The 18208-nt window shown below is 49.1% G+C and carries 18 protein-coding genes; 5 read left to right on the top strand and 13 right to left on the bottom strand.

What is annotated here, in order from left to right:
- Positions 1–62: 62 nt before the first annotated feature.
- The 7 genes from CRN96_RS00750 to cyoE form a co-directional block, all read right to left on the bottom strand.
- The gene (locus CRN96_RS00750) at positions 63–518 is read right to left on the bottom strand and encodes a DUF420 domain-containing protein (RefSeq protein WP_097038141.1); all 456 of its coding nucleotides are present in this window, start codon (positions 516–518) and stop codon (positions 63–65) included.
- A 21-nt stretch (positions 519–539) separates the two neighbouring features.
- Positions 540–1493 (bottom strand): cytochrome c oxidase assembly factor CtaG, encoded by a 954-nt coding sequence (ctaG, locus tag CRN96_RS00745; RefSeq protein WP_097039623.1) that lies wholly within the window; start codon positions 1491–1493, stop codon positions 540–542.
- 132 nt (positions 1494–1625) lie between these two features.
- The gene (locus CRN96_RS00740) at positions 1626–1973 is read right to left on the bottom strand and encodes a cytochrome C oxidase subunit IV family protein (RefSeq protein WP_097038139.1); all 348 of its coding nucleotides are present in this window, start codon (positions 1971–1973) and stop codon (positions 1626–1628) included.
- Positions 1974–2600: a cytochrome c oxidase subunit 3 gene (locus CRN96_RS00735; protein ID WP_097038137.1), complete on the bottom strand. Its 627-nt coding sequence runs from the start codon at positions 2598–2600 to the stop codon at positions 1974–1976.
- Positions 2600–4519 (bottom strand): cytochrome c oxidase subunit I, encoded by a 1920-nt coding sequence (locus tag CRN96_RS00730; RefSeq protein ID WP_097038135.1) that lies wholly within the window; start codon positions 4517–4519, stop codon positions 2600–2602. Before CRN96_RS00730 ends, CRN96_RS00735 begins: the two co-directional genes overlap by 1 nt.
- Positions 4520–4522: 3 nt before the next feature.
- Positions 4523–5707, bottom strand: coding sequence for a cytochrome c oxidase subunit II (locus CRN96_RS00725; protein ID WP_179647062.1), 1185 nt, complete (start codon positions 5705–5707; stop codon positions 4523–4525).
- Positions 5708–5736: 29 nt separating this feature from the next.
- Positions 5737–6657 (bottom strand): heme o synthase, encoded by a 921-nt coding sequence (cyoE, locus tag CRN96_RS00720; RefSeq protein WP_097038133.1) that lies wholly within the window; start codon positions 6655–6657, stop codon positions 5737–5739.
- 330 nt (positions 6658–6987) lie between these two features.
- On the opposite strand from cyoE, the gene CRN96_RS00715 reads away from it, so the two are divergent.
- Complete coding sequence (locus CRN96_RS00715) at positions 6988–7884, top strand: COX15/CtaA family protein (protein ID WP_097038131.1); 897 nt, start codon at positions 6988–6990, stop codon at positions 7882–7884.
- Positions 7885–7992: 108 nt separating this feature from the next.
- On the opposite strand, the gene CRN96_RS00710 is transcribed toward CRN96_RS00715, so the two are convergent.
- The 3 genes from CRN96_RS00710 to CRN96_RS00700 all read right to left on the bottom strand — a co-directional run bounded on the left by CRN96_RS00710 (position 7993) and on the right by CRN96_RS00700 (position 13043).
- Positions 7993–11433, bottom strand: coding sequence for a pyruvate carboxylase (locus tag CRN96_RS00710; protein ID WP_097038128.1), 3441 nt, complete (start codon positions 11431–11433; stop codon positions 7993–7995).
- Positions 11434–11529: 96 nt separating this feature from the next.
- Complete coding sequence (locus CRN96_RS00705; RefSeq protein WP_097038127.1) at positions 11530–12717, bottom strand: FtsW/RodA/SpoVE family cell cycle protein; 1188 nt, start codon at positions 12715–12717, stop codon at positions 11530–11532.
- A 32-nt stretch (positions 12718–12749) separates the two neighbouring features.
- The gene (locus CRN96_RS00700) at positions 12750–13043 is read right to left on the bottom strand and encodes an Fpa/YlaN family protein (RefSeq protein WP_097038124.1); all 294 of its coding nucleotides are present in this window, start codon (positions 13041–13043) and stop codon (positions 12750–12752) included.
- Between the two features lie 147 nt (positions 13044–13190).
- Between CRN96_RS00700 and CRN96_RS00695 the strand changes: the two genes are divergently transcribed.
- A complete protein-coding gene (locus CRN96_RS00695) occupies positions 13191–13673 on the top strand; it encodes a hypothetical protein (RefSeq protein ID WP_097038122.1) in 483 nt (160 codons plus the stop codon).
- Between the two features lie 44 nt (positions 13674–13717).
- Here the strand turns inward: CRN96_RS00695 and CRN96_RS00690 are convergent, their stop codons facing one another.
- Entirely contained in the window at positions 13718–14083 is a 366-nt protein-coding gene (locus CRN96_RS00690) for a YlaH-like family protein (RefSeq protein WP_245844504.1), read from the bottom strand.
- 6 nt (positions 14084–14089) lie between these two features.
- Positions 14090–15934, bottom strand: a complete 1845-nt coding sequence (gene typA, locus CRN96_RS00685; RefSeq protein ID WP_097039617.1) for a translational GTPase TypA — start codon at positions 15932–15934, stop codon at positions 14090–14092.
- Positions 15935–16079: 145 nt separating this feature from the next.
- Here typA and CRN96_RS00680 point away from each other — a divergent pair, with 145 nt between their 5' ends.
- The 3 genes from CRN96_RS00680 (at position 16080) to CRN96_RS00670 (ending at position 17325) form a co-directional block, all read left to right on the top strand.
- Positions 16080–16271 carry a DUF5325 family protein gene (locus tag CRN96_RS00680; RefSeq protein ID WP_097038120.1) on the top strand — a complete coding sequence of 64 codons (192 nt, stop codon included), beginning with the start codon at positions 16080–16082 and terminating at the stop codon, positions 16269–16271.
- Positions 16272–16442: 171 nt separating this feature from the next.
- The gene (locus CRN96_RS00675) at positions 16443–16997 is read left to right on the top strand and encodes a hypothetical protein (RefSeq protein WP_097038118.1); all 555 of its coding nucleotides are present in this window, start codon (positions 16443–16445) and stop codon (positions 16995–16997) included.
- A gap of 31 nt (positions 16998–17028) precedes the next feature.
- A complete protein-coding gene (locus CRN96_RS00670) occupies positions 17029–17325 on the top strand; it encodes a hypothetical protein (protein WP_097038116.1) in 297 nt (98 codons plus the stop codon).
- On the opposite strand, the gene CRN96_RS00665 is transcribed toward CRN96_RS00670, so the two are convergent.
- Positions 17322–18134 (bottom strand): inositol monophosphatase family protein, encoded by an 813-nt coding sequence (locus CRN96_RS00665; protein ID WP_097038114.1) that lies wholly within the window; start codon positions 18132–18134, stop codon positions 17322–17324. The two genes, CRN96_RS00670 and CRN96_RS00665, sit on opposite strands and share 4 nt — an antisense overlap.
- Positions 18135–18208 lie beyond the last annotated feature (74 nt).

Below are 18208 nucleotides of genomic sequence, written 5' to 3'. Positions count from 1 at the left end.
GCGCCGGGGCTCAATAAAGAGCGCCGGCGCCGTCAAAATCATATTGATTGAATCTTGGTCGTCTAGTGGAATATCGCATCGAAGAGGCCTGCTGTGGAGCCTCCTGGGTAGATTACATACAGCAGTGCATACACCATGATGCCGGTGATCGCCGTCAAAAACCATATTATGGCTGCCACGGGTCCCACCCTGCGGTGTATCGTCAATTTTCTTTTGATGCCTGTGTAAAGCTGATATGCACCAAGTACGCCGCCCGTCGTTGATAATATGATATGGCTGATTAAAAATGTCACATAGAAAGGCACCAGATTTTCCGGTCCGCCGAACTGGGTGCTTCCGATGAATACAGTTTTTGAAACATAGCCTATAAAGAATATCAAAGCCGCAAGGGCTGCGAGCTTCATCCATCTCTCATGCTGTTCAATCTGCTTGTGCCTGATATGATGCAGGCCGACACCCATGAAGATTGCACTGAGGATGATGAATGCTGTGTTTATTGTAGGCAGTATAAATTCCATATCGTCATGTCTTCTCCTTACTTATCTGAACTGATTTTGAAGCTCCCTCTGAATTCTTGCTTCTTCAAGGGAACGGCGTGTGACCTCGGCTTCGTCCTTCCTTTCATCCCTGTACCAGCGGAAGAAGATGAACCCGAGCATGAAGCCGAAGAAGACTTCCTGCATCACTTTCATGATGATGCCGCCTGTCTGCTGATCATGAATCGGCTGGGCATCCGTGAAATATTCCGGTCCCGAGATCATGCCCTGGCCCTTCAGGCTGTCAAGCATCCCCGACGGTACGCAGAGCTCCATGGCAGCAAGCCACGCATCTCCACTCGTATATGTCCTGAACATCGGTTCAGATGCAAATATGATCAATGCACATGCCGGCGTCAGCAGCATGCCGATACCGAAGATGTAGAGCATTTTAAACAGGCCGTTCATATGGTTCTCTTTCGGTTCGACCTTGTTGAATATCGGATAGAACATCACCAGCGCCAGTATGAACAGAATGATGATCACTGCGTTATGTGCGAAGACGTTCATCTTCAGGTTGTCCATGACGACCGGAAGGTGGTACACCGAGAACGCACCGTTGAACAGGATCAGTGCGACAAGCGGTTTTTTGCCTATCGCAAAAATCTGTTTAAGTACAGGCAGGCCTACGATATACTTCTGCAGGTATTCAGGCACAGCTGCATAAAATAACGGTGCCACGAGTAAATAGCCGAATGCCATCTGCAGCATATGGAAACTGAAAAGTATATGACTGAGAAGGTCGACCGGTGAACCGTAGATGATGTAAACAAGGACCATGTTGATTATGAAAATTGCGGATTCTTTATTAGTGATCGGACGGCCGCCTTCAAATTCCTTATACCATCTCTTGGTGACGAGGAAATAAAATATCGTCACCAGCAGTACGAATATAAAAAAGAACGGACTCCAGTTCGCTATGAATCCAAATATAGAAATGGAAGAAATATTCTCCATCGTCATCACCCTTTTTCTTATCACTTATTATATTATAGATATTTTCCGGGCTTTTAACAATAAACGTTCGGTCCGATACATGACAAAATAATGACAAAAGACCAACACATGCCGTGTTGGTCTTTTGTATTCCTAGTTGACCGGCGCCCCGATCCAGACGATATAGACGAATGTCACACAGAATGCTAGCGCGAAATAAAATCCTGTCAGCATGAACAATTTGGCGAATTGATGCCCATTGTCCTTCATGTGCATAAAATAGTAGAACTGCAGTATAACCTGGATGAATGCAAAACCGAGTACGATCGGAATCGTGAATTGAGCCGGAATTATCTCCATGCCTGCGAGTCCAAATGCGATGAACGTGAGGAAAATCATCAGCCCGAATGATACGAGCTGCTGGCGCATTTCCCTCGTGCGCTGTCTTCTCAAGTATTCCAACTGTGCTTTTGTCATAGGTTCCTGATTAAGTTCTGCCATTTATAACACCCCTAACAAGTAAACGATAGTAAAGATGAACACCCATACTACGTCGATAAAGTGCCAGTAAAGTGCAAAAGTGTTGACTTTCGCAGCCGTGTAGACGGATAGACCACGTTTTGCGTTACGCAGGATGAGCAGTGTCGCCCAGATCAGGCCGACGATTACGTGGAAACCGTGAGTTCCGATCAGGAAGTAGAAAGCACTACCGAAGGCACTGCTCCTGAATGTATGACCGAGACCGGTATATTCCACGAACTCATAAATCTCAAGCGCAAGGAACGAAGCACCCAGCAGTACAGTGATGCCGAGCCACAACTGCATTTTCTGGAAGTTGTTGTTCCTCATATGGTACACCGCATAGACACTCGTCAGTGACGATGTCAAAAGCAGCATCGTCATGACAAATGCAAGCGGCAGGTGGAAAAGGTCAGCGGCGAGCAGATGATCATCGCTCGGCACTGAATCTTTCAACGCCAGATACGTTGCAAAAAGTGAGGCGAACAGCGCTGTCTCACCTGCAAGGAATATCCAGAATCCGACGAACTTATTCTGGCCTTCCTGTGTCGCTGTCTCGGGATGAGCCGGCCATCTTTCTGTAGGTACATTGTACTCCATGTTAGCCATTATTTCCCACCCCTTTCAAGTTCTTCAAGATCTCTCTCAACTTCCTCTTTCGTCACATAGTAACCGAGGTCATCTTTCCATGAACGTATGCCCATGGATACGAATGTGATTGCGAGGCCAATCATCAGTACAGGCAGAGCCCATGGTTTCGTGTCAAGTCCAGATACCGCATCGATTGCCCACTCTTTTCCATCCGGGAAGTACATCGCACCGAATGCTGCAATGAACAATCCGAGTGACATCACTACAGGAAGGATGGAGTTGTTCGGCATATGGAAGTCCCCAAGGGATTCTGACGGCATCATCTTGCCGTTGCCTTCTTTCTTCTCGACCCAGTAAGCATCCAGTCCACGGACCAGTGGGATCTGTGCGAAGTTGTAATAAGGGACCGGCAGAGGGATTGACCATTCGAGCGTACGTCCGTCGCCCCAAGGGTCCATTCCGACTCTTTCATTTTTAACAAGTGTGATGATGATGTTCACCACAAGCACAATGACCGCGATGGCCATCAGGAATGCCCCGATTGTCGAAATCATGTTGGCCGCGTTGTAACCCTGGCCGTCCAGATACGTGAACACACGTCTCGGCATGCCCCATAATCCAAGGAAGTGCTGGATCAGGAACGTCATATGGAACCCGATGAAGAAGAACCAGAAAGTGATTTTACCCAACGTTTCATTCAGCATCGTATTGAACATGATCGGCCAGTAATAATGGAGGCCTGCCAATAGTGCGAATACCACACCGCCTACGATGACGTAGTGGAAATGCGCAACGATGAAGTATGAGTCATGGTACTGGTAGTCAGCCGGTGCTGCCGCCTGCATGATACCCGTGACCCCGCCCATCGTAAATGATGGTATGAATGCAAGTGCATACAGCATCGGGGTCGTGAATTCTATGCTTCCGCCCCATATGGTGGCAATCCAGTTGAATATTTTGATACCGGTCGGTACTGCGATTGCCATCGTCGCAACTGCGAAGATCGCGTTCGCCGTCGGCCCAAGACCGACTGTGAACATGTGGTGCGCCCAAACCATGAATCCGAAGAAACCGATAAGGACTGTCGCGAATACCATCGCTGAGTAACCGAACAATCTTTTACGTGCGAATGTTGCAAAAATCTCTGAGAATATACCGAACGCCGGAAGTATCAGTATGTAAACTTCAGGGTGTCCGAATATCCAGAATAAATGCTCCCAGATGATTGTGTTACCGCCCGCTTCCACTATGAAGAAGTTTGAACCGAACATGCGGTCGAAAATCAGCAGGAAGATACCGATTGTGAGCGGTGGGAATGCGAATACGATCAGTACGGACGCAACAAGCGTCGTCCATGTCATAAGCGGCATCCTCATGTAAGTCATACCTGGTGCTCTCATTGTGATGATCGTCGTTGCAAAGTTGATACCTGTGATCAATGTACCGGCACCTGAGATCTGTAGACCAAGTGCATAGAAATCGATACCGTGACCGGGTGATGCGATGGACAGTGATGCGTAGCTCGTCCAACCTGCATCCGGTGCGCCTCCCATGAACCATGAAAGGTTAAGGAAGATACCACCGAATATGAACAGCCAGACCCCTAACGAGTTAAGAAAAGGGAAGGCTAAGTCGCGTGCGCCGATTTGTAATGGTACGGTTGCGTTCATGAACGCAAACAGTAACGGCATGGCTGCAAGGAATATCATCGTCGTACCATGCATGGTGATCATTTCGTTGAATAATCCTGCTGATAAGAAGTCGTTGTTCGGTACCGCAAGCTGGATACGGATCAACATGGCTTCTATACCACCGAGTACGAAGAAGAAACCGCCGGCAATCAGATATAATATAGCAATCTTCTTATGGTCAACAGTCGTTAAATATTCCCAAATTACAGAACCAACACCTTGTTTCCGAGCAGATGTCTGTGCCATGTGTTAGTTCCCCTCCTCTTCGTCTTCATCATCTTGTGTTTCTTCGTCCGCTGAACCTTCTCCAGATTCATCATCGCCGGAAGCTTCCCGGGATTCCTGAAGTGCTTCAACATCTCCGGATCCTTCTTCAACAGAAAGCTCCATCAGATAAGCGGATACCAGTTCAATCTCTTCGTCCGACAGGTCGTATGTACCTGTCATCTTGTTGCCCGGCTTGAGTGACTCAGGATCCCTGATCCACTCCTGCAGGTTCTCTTCGTTGTGCTCGAGGTAGCCTGCAATCAGTTCACGGTCTGCAAAGTTCGTCAGGTTCGGCCCCATTGCGCCTGCACCTGTTGCAGTCGTTGCGTGACAGCCCATGCATGAGTTATTGAAGATTTCCTGTCCTGCCTGTGCATCTTCAGAAGATGCCTCGGCCGGCTCTTCGATCGCCTGCATGTCTGCAAGCCACTGATCGTAATCCTCTTCGGCCAATGCCGTGACTTTGAAGTCCATCAATGCGTGTGAAGGTCCGCAAAGCTCGGCACACTTGCCGTAGAAGATACGGTCCGTCTCGGCAGCCGAGTCTTCATCGAATATCAAATAGAAGCTGTTGATGCCGTCGATGTTCGTATCCATCTTACCTCCGGCAGCCGGCACCCAGAATGAGTGCTTCACGTCTACACCGAGGAGGTTGAAGTAAACTCTCTCATCCGTCGGCACGACCAGATCCTGGGCAGTGACGACACCCTCACTCGGATATTCGAACTCCCACCAGTACTGATAGGCACGTACGTTGATTACTGTTTCTTCCGGATTGACTTCGCCGTCATCCGTCACACTTGCACTCGTATCCGCCTGTTTGAAAACAAGGTATACAGTCGGCACTGCGAGTATGATGAGCAGCACGATCGGGATCGATGTCCAGATCACTTCAAGTGTATGGTTTGTAGCAACATCTTTGGGCTGGAAATTCTCGCCCCTCTTGCTGCGGCGGTTCCTGGTGACTGCAACGGCAAACAGTATTGTGACCACGACCACCACGAACAGCATGATAATAATTGAAAGAATCATCAAGTAGAACTGCTCACGGCCTACTTCACCGGCAGGTCTGAGCGTACTTAAGTGATTCTTACCACATCCAGATAAAAAGACCATCAGGACAGTGAGTAAACCTATCCATTTCGCCTTCATCCAATGATTCTTCATGATTTAACCCCTCTTTCATCCATTAAACTTTATACATTCACGAGTAAGCCGGCAATTACGATCATCACGAAAAATATAATGATGTAATTCAGAGAGAAGACAAATATCCGACCGGCATAGCGGTTATAGTCTTCGACAGGTTTGAACCGATTGAGAGATATGTACAGCCACGCCAGATTTAAAGCTGTCGCCAGCAGTGCAAACCATAAACCGAGTTCCAGCAGTAAGACAGGTGTGAACAAAAGAAGCGTTATCCAGAACACGATCGAACGCCTGGCCCTTTCATTACCTTTCACAGATGGCAGCATCGGAATGCCGGCGAGGGCGTATTCCTCGCTCCGCCTGATGGCAAGCCCGTAAAAGTGCGGCATCTGCCATATGAACATTACGATGAACATTGCCCAGGCTATCATGTGCAGTCCAGGGTCGATCACCGCCCATCCAATCAGAGGGGGCATCGCGCCCGGCACAGCACCGATGATTGTGTTGGAGACGAAATGCCTCTTTGCAAAAATCGAATATACGACTGCATAACCGAATGCCGCCACCAATCCGAGCGTTCCCGCCGTAAGGTTGACTGAAAATAAAATGATCAGCCCGGCTCCCAGACAACCAAAACCGATCACCAATATCTGTGTCCCGGTAAATGTCCCATCAATACTGGGACGATCCTGTTTCGACTCCATGATTCTGTCGATGTCTCTGTCATAAAAATTGTTCAGCGCACAAACACCGCCTATGACCAGAGCTGTCGCTACAGTCATTAAAAGCAGGAGTGGCAGGTTCTGAAAAAATGACAAGCTGTAGTACATCACAGCGATAAATCCGGCAGCAAATGCTGGAATGAGATTGGATTTGATGATCCCATCCTTCAATAATGTCTTCACTGCATGATATGTTATTGCATTTGGACTATGCTGTACATTTTCACTGTAAGCATCACCTTGCATCTTCACGCCTCCTTTCATAACAGAAACATTTACCTCTAATAATAAATTACTTGGGACACAAATACTATACAATTCCACAATAAAAATGTTACTTTTTATTATGTTTGTAGAAGGTTTAACAAATCGTTCATAAATTCTTCATGAACGAGCCGTGTACCGGGTGATGAAGTGATTTATAATTGTCTAGGATGTTTCACATATTGATTTTACCACATATTTAAGAATTGTTAAGAGCAATTCTAAATAAATGAGATTGCAAATGTAACTTCCATCATATATATTATGAAAACACGATGTTACTTTTATAAAGTCTTAATCGAGGTGTAACGATTGTATAAAAATTTAAAAATTGTGGCACTCCTGACCACTATCGTCATGGTTTTCGTCCAGATTGGCGGGGCCCTGGTCACCAAGACGGGATCAGCCGACGGGTGCGGGGACTCCTGGCCGTTGTGTCACGGGCAGGTCATACCGAGCGACTGGCCGCTCGACACCATCATTGAAATTGCACACAGGGGCGTTTCAGGCATAGCGATCATCCTGCTCGCCATTCTATGTATCATGGCATGGAGGCAGATTCCTGAAAAACGCGAGACGAAATTCCTCGTCATCGTTTCTTTCGGATTCATCATCGTCCAGTCATTGATCGGTGCTGCCGCGGTGATCGGCATATGGGAAGGCGATTTCGTGCTTGCTGCACACTTCGGCATATCCCTGATATGTTTCGCTGCTGTATTCCTGTTGACCCTGCTGATATTTGAAGTGGATTTGAAGTTTGATGCGACCAAGTTGAAAGTCGGGTCCTTCTTGAGATACAATACGATATTCGTCACGATCTACATATATCTGGTCGTCTATTCAGGCGCACTCGTCAGGCATACGGACTCTTCACTTGCCTGCCTGAGCTGGCCGCATTGTAAACCGGGCCACATCATGCCGACGAACTTTTATGAGGCCGTACAGATGGGCCACCGTGCCCTCGCGGGCATCGCCATCATCTGGATCCTCCTGATCATGATCCATGCGATACGCCATTACAGCGAGTACCGTGTGATAGAGTACGGCTGGATCATCGCCTTCACGCTGATCATGCTTCAGATGATCACGGGCCTGCTGAGCGTATTCACAATGGTGAACATCTTCATTGCATTGCTGCATGCACTTTTCATCACGCTGCTCTTCGGCCTCTTGTGTTACTTCATAATGCTGCTGTCCCGGACCAGGTGATGCAGATCGCAAGTCCAGAAGCCGGCACCTCAATACGGGGTGCCGGTTTTTTTATTCTGTCCATGAAAAAGAGCACCAGCCGGGAGGCTGATGCTCAAACTGATGAATCTAATCCGTCTTTTCCACTTTCATCATCAGATCATTGGATTCCACTTTATCGCTCTCTTCAACATAGACATCCGTCACCCTGCCTGCAAACGGAGCCTTGACGGAGTTTTCCATCTTCATCGCTTCCGTGATGATGATGATGTCCCCCTTGTTGAATTCATCGCCGGCCTTGAAAGGTACAAGGCTCACTGTACCAGGCATCTGCGCACCGATATGCCCCATATCTTTAGGATCGGCCTTCTGCAGCCTCGCAACCTTCGATTCGACGCTTTCATCCTTGATCTTGACTTTACGCGGGAAACCGTTCAGTTCGAAGTACATCCAGCGGTAGCCGTCGTCGTGGACATGACCGATCGACAGAAGGTTCACGATCAGTGTCTTGCCTTTATCGATGACGATTTCAAGCTCTTCGTTTTTACGCATGCCGAACAGGAATGTCGGTGTATCGAGCCTGTCCACATTGCCGAAGGCCTCGTTCGTCGCGACGAAGTCCTTATACACTTTAGGATATAAAGCATAGCTCAGGACATCTTTGTCTGTGACTTCACTTTCCTGGAACTCCGCAATTTCCTCCCTCAGTGCTTCAAAATCGATCGGCTCGAGGATTTTACCTGCACGGTCCGTCAGAGGCTCTGCACCTTTTAGGACGAGCTTCTGAAGCTCTTCATTGAAGCCTGTTGCCGGGATGCCGATTTCACCTTTGAAGAAGCTGACGACGGAATCCGGGAAGTCCAGATGGTTTCCGCGCTCGAATAAAGACGCTTCATCCAGGTCGTTCTGAACCATGAACAATGCCATATCACCCACGACTTTGGAGGATGGCGTCACTTTGACGATATCGCCGAAAAGCATATTCACTTTGCGGTACATCTTCTTCACTTCGCCGTATCTCTCGCCGAGACCCATCGATTTCGCCTGGGAAAGCAGGTTGGAGTACTGGCCGCCCGGCATTTCATGCTCATAGATTTCAGTGTTCGGGCTCTTGATGTCACTTTCGAAATCAACATAGTACTTGCGCACATCTTCCCAGTACTGGCTTAAAGTCTCCAGGCTGTCGATGTCTGCACGGATGTTCCTGTCCGTGCCGTTCAGTGCGTAGGAGAGGCTGTTTGCGCTCGGCTGGGATGTGAGGCCCGAGAGCGCCCCGAGTGCCGTGTCGACGACATCCACGCCCGCTTCAATCGCTTTTGCGTAAGTCATGACGCCGTTTCCGCTCGTATCGTGCATATGCAGATGGATCGGCAGATCGACGGTCTCCTTAAGCTCCCCGATCAGTTCATAGGCAGCCTGCGGCTTCAGGAGTCCGGCCATATCCTTGATGGCGAGTATATGGACGCCTTCAGCTTCGAGTGCTTTGGCCATGTCCTTATAGTAATCCAGCGTATAGACGTTCGAGCGTTCCGGATCCAGTATATCGCCGGTGTAGCAGATCGCACCTTCGGCAACTTTGCCCGTCTTCAGTACGGACTCGATTGCAGGCTTCATCGCTTCCAGCCAGTTCAGCGAGTCGAAGATTCTGAATACATCGATGCCCCGCTCTGCACTTTCCTGGACGAACTTATCGACCAGGTTGTCCGGGTAGTTTTTATATCCGACCGCATTCGATGCACGGAGGAGCATCTGGAAGAGTACGTTCGGAATATCCTTCCTCAGCGTCTCAAGGCGCGCCCACGGGTCTTCCTTCAGGAAGTTGTATGCGACATCAAATGTCGCCCCGCCCCACATCTCAAGGCTGAAGGCATTGTGCAGGCCTTCTGCCGTGTACGGTGCGATCTTCTTCATATCGTAAGTCCTGATCCGTGTGGTGAGGAGTGACTGGTGCGCATCACGCATCGTCGTATCCGTGATGAGCGTCTCTTCCTGCTCCTTCAGCCACTTGCTGAGGCCTTCCGGACCGCGCTCATCGAGTATCTGTTTCGTGCCGTCGATGATTTCAGGCGTATGCGTCGGGATCCTCGGCGGATCGAAATGAGGTTTCTCCTTCTTCTCGACGCCAGGGAAACCGTTGACCGTGATCGTCGAAATGTAGTTGAGCGTCTTCGTACCCCGGTCCTTCGGCTTTTCAAACACAAATAATGAAGGCGTCGTATCGATGAATTTCGTCGAATAGTCACCTTTAAGGAAATCCTTGTCCTCGACGACGTTCAGAAGGAACTGAAGGTTCGTCTTGATGCCGCGGATACGCATTTCCTTTAAGCTCCGTGCCATCTTTTCATTGGCATCTTTGTATGTGAGGCCATGCGTGGAGAGCTTCACAAGCAGTGAATCGTAATAAGGTGAGATCTCCGCACCCTGGAAACCGTCGCCTGCATCCAGCCTCACACCGAAGCCGCCGCTTGAACGGTAAGCCATGATTTCACCCGTATCCGGCATGAAATCGTTCAATGGATCTTCCGTCGTGATCCGGCACTGCACCGCATATCCCATCAGCGGGATATCTTCCTGCTTCGGCATGCCGACATCTTCACCGAAAAGTTCCGCACCGTCTGCAACGAGGATCTGCGTTTTGACGATGTCCACACCGGTGACCATCTCCGTGATCGTATGCTCCACCTGGACACGCGGATTCACTTCAATGAAATAATACTCACCGTCAGCAACCAGGAATTCGACTGTACCTGCATTGACGTAGCCGATCTGCTCGGACATGCTTTTCGCCGCGTTGCAGATATCTTCACGAAGTTCATCTGTCAGCCCGACGGACGGCGCCACTTCAACGAGCTTCTGATGGCGCCGTTGGACGGAACAGTCCCTCTCATACAGATGGACGATGTTGCCGTGCGTGTCCCCGATGATCTGCACTTCGATGTGCTTCGGCTCATCGATGTATTTTTCAAGATATACTTCGGCGTTGCCGAATGATTTCGATGCTTCACTTTTGGCACGGTCATAGCTGTCCCTCAGATTATCATCTTCATTGACGACGCGCATCCCTTTGCCGCCGCCGCCTGAAATGGCCTTGATGATGATCGGGAAGCCGTGTTCTTCGATGAATGCCTCGACTTCGCTGAAGTCTCTGACCGCCCCTTCACTGCCCGGAATGATCGGCAGACCCGTCTGGATCGCCGTTTCACGTGCCCGGACTTTATCCCCGAACATTTCGAGATGGCGGACTTCAGGCCCTATGAAGATGATGCCCTCTTCTGCACAGCGGGTCGCGAATTCTTTATTCTCACTCAGGAAGCCGTAGCCCGGATGGATCGCATCCACGCCGGCATCCTTGGCCACTTTGATGATGGCTTCTATATTGAGGTAACTTTCGGTCGGTGATAAGTTCGGATCCACCAGGTACGCTTCGTCCGCTTTATAACGGTGCAGGGCACCTTTGTCCTCATTGCTGTAAATTGCGACGGTGGTGATGCCAAGCTCGGTTGCGGCCCTGAAGATCCGGATCGCAATTTCACCCCTGTTCGCAACGAGTAACTTATGTATTTTTCTCATAAACAAAATCCTCCCACAAAGCATAATGAATTCATTATATAGCAAATGTTCTAAAATTCACACTATTTTTTATACGAAAAACCGGTAATTTTTAAATTACCGGCTATTAAATCCTTCTTTTTCTTTCTTTACATGCTTCGCCGCAATGATGAGCAGCCCCACCGCAATCGATACCGCGAGGAATGAAGATCCGCCGTAGCTGAGCAGCGGCAGCGGCACTCCCGTAAGCGGGATGATCTTGGAGATTCCGCCGATGTTGATGAAAAGCTGGATCGAGATGTAAAGTGCGACCCCCATGCAGATCATGCTGTAAAACTTGTCCTTCGATACAGAAGCATACCTCAAAGCCTTGAGGACCAGGATGATGAACAGGATGATGACAAAGAACACTCCGATAAGGCCCAGTTCCTCCGCGACGACCGCAAAGATGAAATCGGTGTGCGGCTCGGGCAGATAGCCGAGCTTCATCACGCCGTTACCGAGGCCGTTGCCGAATATTCCACCGTGGGAGATCGCAATCAGGGAGTTGGTCAGCTGATAGCCCGCCCCCATCGGATCGCTGAAAGGATTGATGAACGTCTCTATCCTTGCGATCTGGTAATCAGATAGAATCTGGCCACTGAACAGGTAGGCGATGCCCATCAGGACCCCGAATGCCACGGTGATCACAAGGCCCGTCTTAAAGATGAATTTCAAGGGTACCCCGGAGTAGATGAACATACCGATGATGATGCCGGCGACGATCATCCATGTGCCGAAGTCCGTCAGCAGGACCAGGGCGGAACATGCGCCGATGAAGATCATGGGATAGATGTAGTCGATGGGCGCCATCACCCTGGATGACAGCTTCCTGTCGTATATATAGGCCATGTAGATGATGACGAGCACTTTGAAGAACTCGGAAGCCTGCAGGCTGAGCGACCCGATCTGTATCCTGTTCCTCTGGCCGTTGACGATATCTCCAAAGAACAGCGTATAGAGCAGCAGCACCATGATGATGATGAGCGCCGTCAGCTGGACTTTTTTATTTTTCAGTATTTCACCGGACATGAAATAGCTCATGAAGAAAACGATCAGGAATCCAAGGATGATGAAGAGGCCCTGCCTAATATAAAAGTGGCCGGGAGAAGAGAAATTCGGATTATTCGCTGCCATCACCATACTGGAACTGTAGATCATTACAAGGCCGAGCAAACTCAAAAGGACATATATGATGATGATCATGAAGTCCACATACTTGGAATATACTTTGACGTAATTGAAAAAATCTTTTATGTATTGCACATTAGTCCCCTCATTTAAAAAAAGTCTAAAGATTAAATTTCTTTAGACTCAAGTTTTTCCTCTTGCATATATAGATCATGGACTTTTGAGACTTCGATTTCCAGTTTCTCCAAGAGCTCCCGTCCATCTTCTGCATCCACCAACCCAAGACGTACAGCAAAATTCACTTCCTTGGAAAGTCCGTACATTTGTGTATCTAATACTTCCTCATAGACAGGGCATTGGGGCATCGTCAAATTGTCCATCTGCACCTTGATCAGCTGTACTATACGATCTGCATCCGCTTCGAGCTGTGCATATGCCTGATGACGCAATTCTTCATTCATGGACTCACTTACCCCCTCTTCTTGCTATAATGAAAATTTTATATCACGAAAGGTAAAATTGCAAGGAAACCAAAGGCTGTAAATTCACCAAAGGCGTATAATATAAAAGCGGACTTTGATATAATTGAGGTCATAAGGAGCGATGTTATGATTATACAAATTCAGGGAGATATCAAATTCCAGATTACACTAGACCCTTCAACATGGATTTTCGATGACCGCAAATTGACTTTGGACGAGGCACTGACCGCACCGAAGGAGGATGAGGCCATATCCTTCGACGACAATACGGAGTGGAACCGCCAGATCATCGAAGGCACCTCAAAACCGCCGACACTCAAATCGGAGAAGAAGTATAAGAACAGCCAGCTGCTCGAAGAGACATTCATCATCGGCCTCGAGCCTTTTCTTGAGTATACGGAACCCGAGCGCGGGGACGATGCGATGATTACATATACACACGATGAAGGTACGACGATACTGCCCTACAATGAACGCGGAAAACACTTCGCACAGTTCAGTGAGGAAGGCAAAAGGCTGTATGATGACAATATGATCGATCTTGTCGTCATTGAAGACAATCAACTTAAGACGCGCCTGAAGCATGTGACGGCAATCTCCATAAAATAAAAGACACGCCGGAGTGAGATACTACCTCACTCCGGCGTTCTTTTTCATCTGACTCCTTTTTGTTTCGGCGGTATATTGCCCGCCTTACGCTCCCGGTGGAGCCTGAAGCGGTAAAGGCCGAGCACGATCGCAGCAACGATCAGGCTTTCCGCCACAGGCAGGAATGCACCGAAGAACGTCAAAATCAAGCACCCTATGAACATCACGATATAGATCACTATATTCTGCCACAGTTTGATCTTCCGGGCGAAGCCCAGAACATAAACGATGATGGAGAGTATGAAGATGGTGATGAACAAAAGCCACATCCCGAGCTCAGGATTCGTATCGAGGCCGTACAGGCGGCCGAAAAAAGTCAGGCGCTCATTGACATTGACTGAAGCATTGGACAGTACAGCTGGGAGAAACAATTATATTCACTCCGATTCAAGTCTTATCTTTTCTTTCTTCTGGGCGCGTTCCCTCGCGCTCTTATCGAGGATCCTCTTTCTCAATCTGACATTGTCGGGCGTCACTTCCACAAGCTCATCCTCATTGATGAACTCAAGTGCTTCCTCAAGTGTCATGACACGCGGTTTCTTCATCGTCTCCGTCTGTTCCTTCGTTGCGGAACGGATGTTGTTAGCCGCCTTCACTTTGGTGATGTTCACCGTCAGGTCGTTATCGCGGGAGTTCTCGCCGACGACCATGCCTTCATACACATCGGTGCCGGGCTCCATGAAGTTCGTGCCGCGGTCCGAAAGCTGGAGTATCGCATAGGTGGAGGCAGTGCCTTTATCCATCGAGACGAGTACACCGTTCCTTCTGCCGCCGATGCGCCCTTTGATTGCCGGACGGTACTCTTCGAATGTATGGTTCAAAATGCCGTAGCCGCTCGTCATGGACATGAATTCGGTCCTGTAGCCGATGAGGCCCCTTGCAGGCACGAGGAACACCAGGCGGGTCTGGCCGTTGCCCGTGTTCGACATATCGAGCATCTCGCCCTTACGCTGGCCGAGGGATTCGATGATGCTGCCCGTATCGCTTTCCGGTACATCGATCTGCACACGTTCGAACGGTTCACATTTGACGCCGTCGATTTCCCTTTCGATGACGATCGGTTTTGATACCTGCAGCTCGAAACCTTCACGCCGCATGTTCTCGATCAGGATGGACAAGTGCAGCTCGCCGCGTCCTGAAACGACCCACGCATCCGGCTGGTCGGTCGGTTCGACCTTCAGGGATACATCCGTCTCCAGCTGCTGTTCGAGGCGCTCTTCAATTTTGCGTGCAGTGACGAACTTGCCGTCGCGTCCTGCAAACGGTGAGTTGTTGACCGAGAACGTCATCTGGAGCGTCGGCTCGTCGATCCTTAAGACCGGCATAGGATCCTGATGGTCGACAGGTGTCACCGTCTCCCCGACGTTGATGTCCTCCATGCCGCTGACCGCGATGAGGTCGCCTGCTTTCGCATGGTCGATCTCCAGCCGGTTCAGCCCGAAGAAACCGAATATTTTGGTCACACGGAAATTCTTCACGCTGCCGTCGATCTTGATCAGTGATACCTGCTGACCGACACGCATCTCCCCGCGGAACACACGTCCAACGCCGATACGGCCGACGTAGTCGTTGTAATCCAGCAGAGCCACCTGGAACTGGAGCGGATCATCGCTGTTATCGACAGGTGCCGGAACATAATCGACGATCATTTTGTAGATGGACTGCATATCTTCATCCTGCTCATCCGGGTCCTCACTTGCCGTCCCGTTCATCGCCGACGCATAGGCAACAGGGAATTCAAGCTGTTCGTCATTTGCATCCAGCTCGATGAAGAGTTCGAGCACTTCGTCCACGACTTCTTCAGGACGAGCCGCTTCTTTATCAATCTTATTCACGACGACGAGCGGCTTCAGATTCTGCTCAAGCGCCTTTTTCAGCACGAAGCGCGTCTGCGGCATCGTCCCTTCATATGCATCCACGACGAGGATGACACCGTCCACCATCTTCATGATCCGTTCGACTTCACCGCCGAAATCGGCGTGGCCCGGCGTATCCAGGATGTTTATTCGTGTGCCCTTATAATCAATCGCGGTATTTTTGGCAAGAATCGTGATACCGCGTTCTCTCTCTATATCATTCGAGTCCATCGCACGTTCTTCCACATGCTCATTTTCGCGGAACATGCCGGACTGTTTCAGTAATTGGTCGACTAATGTGGTCTTCCCATGATCGACATGGGCGATGATTGCGATATTGCGGATATCTTCTCTTAATTTCATCAAGACTTTCCCTTCATTGTTAGAATTGATCTTTAACTGTATCATTATATCACAGTTGCCCTTTAATTCATATAAAATGTAATCTGTTGATAAAGTGGTAAATATGCTATACTGTTAGGATACAATGACACGTAAGGAGTTCCGGATCATGGACAAACCCAAATCTAAATCTATATTTTTACTGCTCGCTTTTCTGGCCGTTTTGATGATGGTCGCCTTTTCGGTCTTCGCGGCGGAAGCGATGTGGGTGTTCGCAGCCCTCACGGTGCTGATCTTCATCGGCATCTTCGGGGTCGGTTTTACACTGAAGAAAAAATACCGTGAAAACGGCTGGTTATAAAAACTACAGATTTCGTTTTTCTGCATCATTCCACAAACAGAATTTGAATTTCCGCTGAACAGAAACCGGGTTTCTGTTCTTTTTTCATGCCAAAAATCAAATTGTTGCACTTTGACGACAATTCCCTTCTTATGCACAATTGAAGCAATACTTTATAAAGGGGTGCAACAGATGCGTAAGAAAAATGAAAAACTGAAGATCTATGAATTCCTCTACAACCGCCTGCCGTTTTCCGAAGATGAGACGAAGGAATACCGGGCCCTCCGCCGCTCCGAGAAACTCGAAGAAGAGTTCGAACTGTACCTGGACGAAATAAAGACTGCGAACATCGATGTGTACTGGCATTCGGAAGTGTACGTGGATGGTGAATACGAGTTCGTCCACGTGCTGATGGTCACGGATTACTGCTACTACATATTCATCCTCCACGACCTCGCCGGCGGCCATTACATCAACACCTTCAACATCCTGTGCAATGATGCGCACGCTGCAGTGCTCGATCTGAACCGCAGCGAAAAACTGTACCAGATGTTCAAAGCCCGGCTCATCGATGAAGGCGAGTTCCAGCGCCCGATCATCGTGAAGTATGTGATGATGAATGATAATTTCGTGCTGAAGACCCGGAAGTCCGACCTGTTTTTATCGAAGCTGAACCTGCCCTACTACCTGAAGGCCGTGGAACAGTCCGCCGTACTGAAAAATAAAGACACCCCGCTCCCCAGTTGACTTATTCCAAAGGGGCCGTCCTGTATTCGACTTGTCTCTATTCAGGCCCGGCATAAGGTGCCTCAAGTGCCGCTCGCATGATTTCACGATATTCAACAGCAACCTCCTGCAGTGCAATGTCTGCCTGTCCATCGACAACATGCTGCATCTGGCGGAAGATTACTTCTTCTGCCTGGAGCAGGTCATGCCCGGTGCCGTCTACAGCCGGCGTGACCTATTTATGCACATGGGGTTCGAGCTGAACAACTATGCCTACACCAGGCTGACCGGGGCGCTCTTCAGGAAGGTTTCCGCCCGCAAATATAAATTCGGGAGTGGCCCGGATTAAAGTTTATGGAATGCCTTATGATTTTTGATGAATGAATCATCATCCCTGAAGTATTCCGTGAGCTCACCATGGATCGTTTTATTTGCAGCAAGGATGCTGTTCGTCTTGAGCAGCCTGACCTCGTCGCCGAGCAGCGTCGTCGTGATGCCGCCCACTTCATTCAGTAATATGATGCCGCCTGCGAAGTCCCATGGATGGAGCCTGAAGAACAGGGCCGCACTGCTCGTCCCCCGCACAACGTTGACGAATTCAAGTGCTGCCGAGCCGAGTGAGCGTACACTGCGGGCATCTTTGACCACCTGGATGAACGGGGCGTTGATCCCCTCCCGCACGAGCCAGTTGGCATTCGTCGAGATGAGCGAGGATTTGAGGCTCGACTCCTCTATATCATGCAGCACCTCGTCATTCTTATAGGCACCCTGCTCGAAGGCTGCGTGGTAGAGGTCGTTCTTCATGACATCGAGTATGAGGCCTGCGTATGGCTTGCCGTCGATGTAGATGCCGATGGAGACGGCGAAGTTTTCAAGCTGGTGCACGAAATTCAACGTGCCGTCGATCGGATCGATGATCCATAGGACACCGTCCGCATCTTCGATATCGGCGCCGGCGCCCTCTTCACCGAGGATCCTGTGCTGCGGATACCTTTCTTCAATTTTATCAAACAGGAACTGTTCGGTTTCTTTATCGACGTCAGTGACAAGGTCATTGGCATTCAATTTGCTGTCGATATTAAAGTCTTCAATCATCCGGTTCCGTATGAATTCCCCGGCATCCAGAATGATCTCCTGTGCAAATCTATAGATTTCCATAAATACACCTCAAAAGTTTGATTGGGTTCTTTTATTATTTTATCATATTAATAGTGATAATTTTAGAAGGGAAA

The organism is Salinicoccus kekensis, assembly GCF_900220995.1.
GTDB lineage: Bacteria > Bacillota > Bacilli > Staphylococcales > Salinicoccaceae > Lacicoccus > Lacicoccus kekensis.
Note: the sequence above shows the minus strand (reverse complement) of the source record. Positions and strands in the feature narration are given on the sequence as shown.

What these genes read in the sequence shown, in the direction of transcription:
- CRN96_RS00740 (WP_097038139.1), bottom strand. Translation starts at nt 1,973, where the DNA reads ATGGCAGAACTTAATCAGGAACCTATGACAAAAGCACAGTTGGAATAC.
- CRN96_RS00730 (WP_097038135.1), bottom strand. Translation starts at nt 4,519, where the DNA reads ATGGCACAGACATCTGCTCGGAAACAAGGTGTTGGTTCTGTAATTTGG.
- CRN96_RS00665 (WP_097038114.1), bottom strand. Translation starts at nt 18,134, where the DNA reads ATGGAAATCTATAGATTTGCACAGGAGATCATTCTGGATGCCGGGGAA.
- CRN96_RS00725 (WP_179647062.1), bottom strand. Translation starts at nt 5,707, where the DNA reads ATGAAGAATCATTGGATGAAGGCGAAATGGATAGGTTTACTCACTGTC.
- CRN96_RS00675 (WP_097038118.1), top strand. Translation starts at nt 16,443, where the DNA reads ATGCGTAAGAAAAATGAAAAACTGAAGATCTATGAATTCCTCTACAAC.
- CRN96_RS00750 (WP_097038141.1), bottom strand. Translation starts at nt 518, where the DNA reads ATGGAATTTATACTGCCTACAATAAACACAGCATTCATCATCCTCAGT.
- cyoE (WP_097038133.1), bottom strand. Translation starts at nt 6,657, where the DNA reads ATGCAAGGTGATGCTTACAGTGAAAATGTACAGCATAGTCCAAATGCA.
- ctaG (WP_097039623.1), bottom strand. Translation starts at nt 1,493, where the DNA reads ATGGAGAATATTTCTTCCATTTCTATATTTGGATTCATAGCGAACTGG.
- CRN96_RS00700 (WP_097038124.1), bottom strand. Translation starts at nt 13,043, where the DNA reads ATGAATGAAGAATTGCGTCATCAGGCATATGCACAGCTCGAAGCGGAT.
- CRN96_RS00735 (WP_097038137.1), bottom strand. Translation starts at nt 2,600, where the DNA reads ATGGCTAACATGGAGTACAATGTACCTACAGAAAGATGGCCGGCTCAT.
- CRN96_RS00695 (WP_097038122.1), top strand. Translation starts at nt 13,191, where the DNA reads ATGATTATACAAATTCAGGGAGATATCAAATTCCAGATTACACTAGAC.
- CRN96_RS00680 (WP_097038120.1), top strand. Translation starts at nt 16,080, where the DNA reads ATGGACAAACCCAAATCTAAATCTATATTTTTACTGCTCGCTTTTCTG.
- CRN96_RS00710 (WP_097038128.1), bottom strand. Translation starts at nt 11,433, where the DNA reads ATGAGAAAAATACATAAGTTACTCGTTGCGAACAGGGGTGAAATTGCG.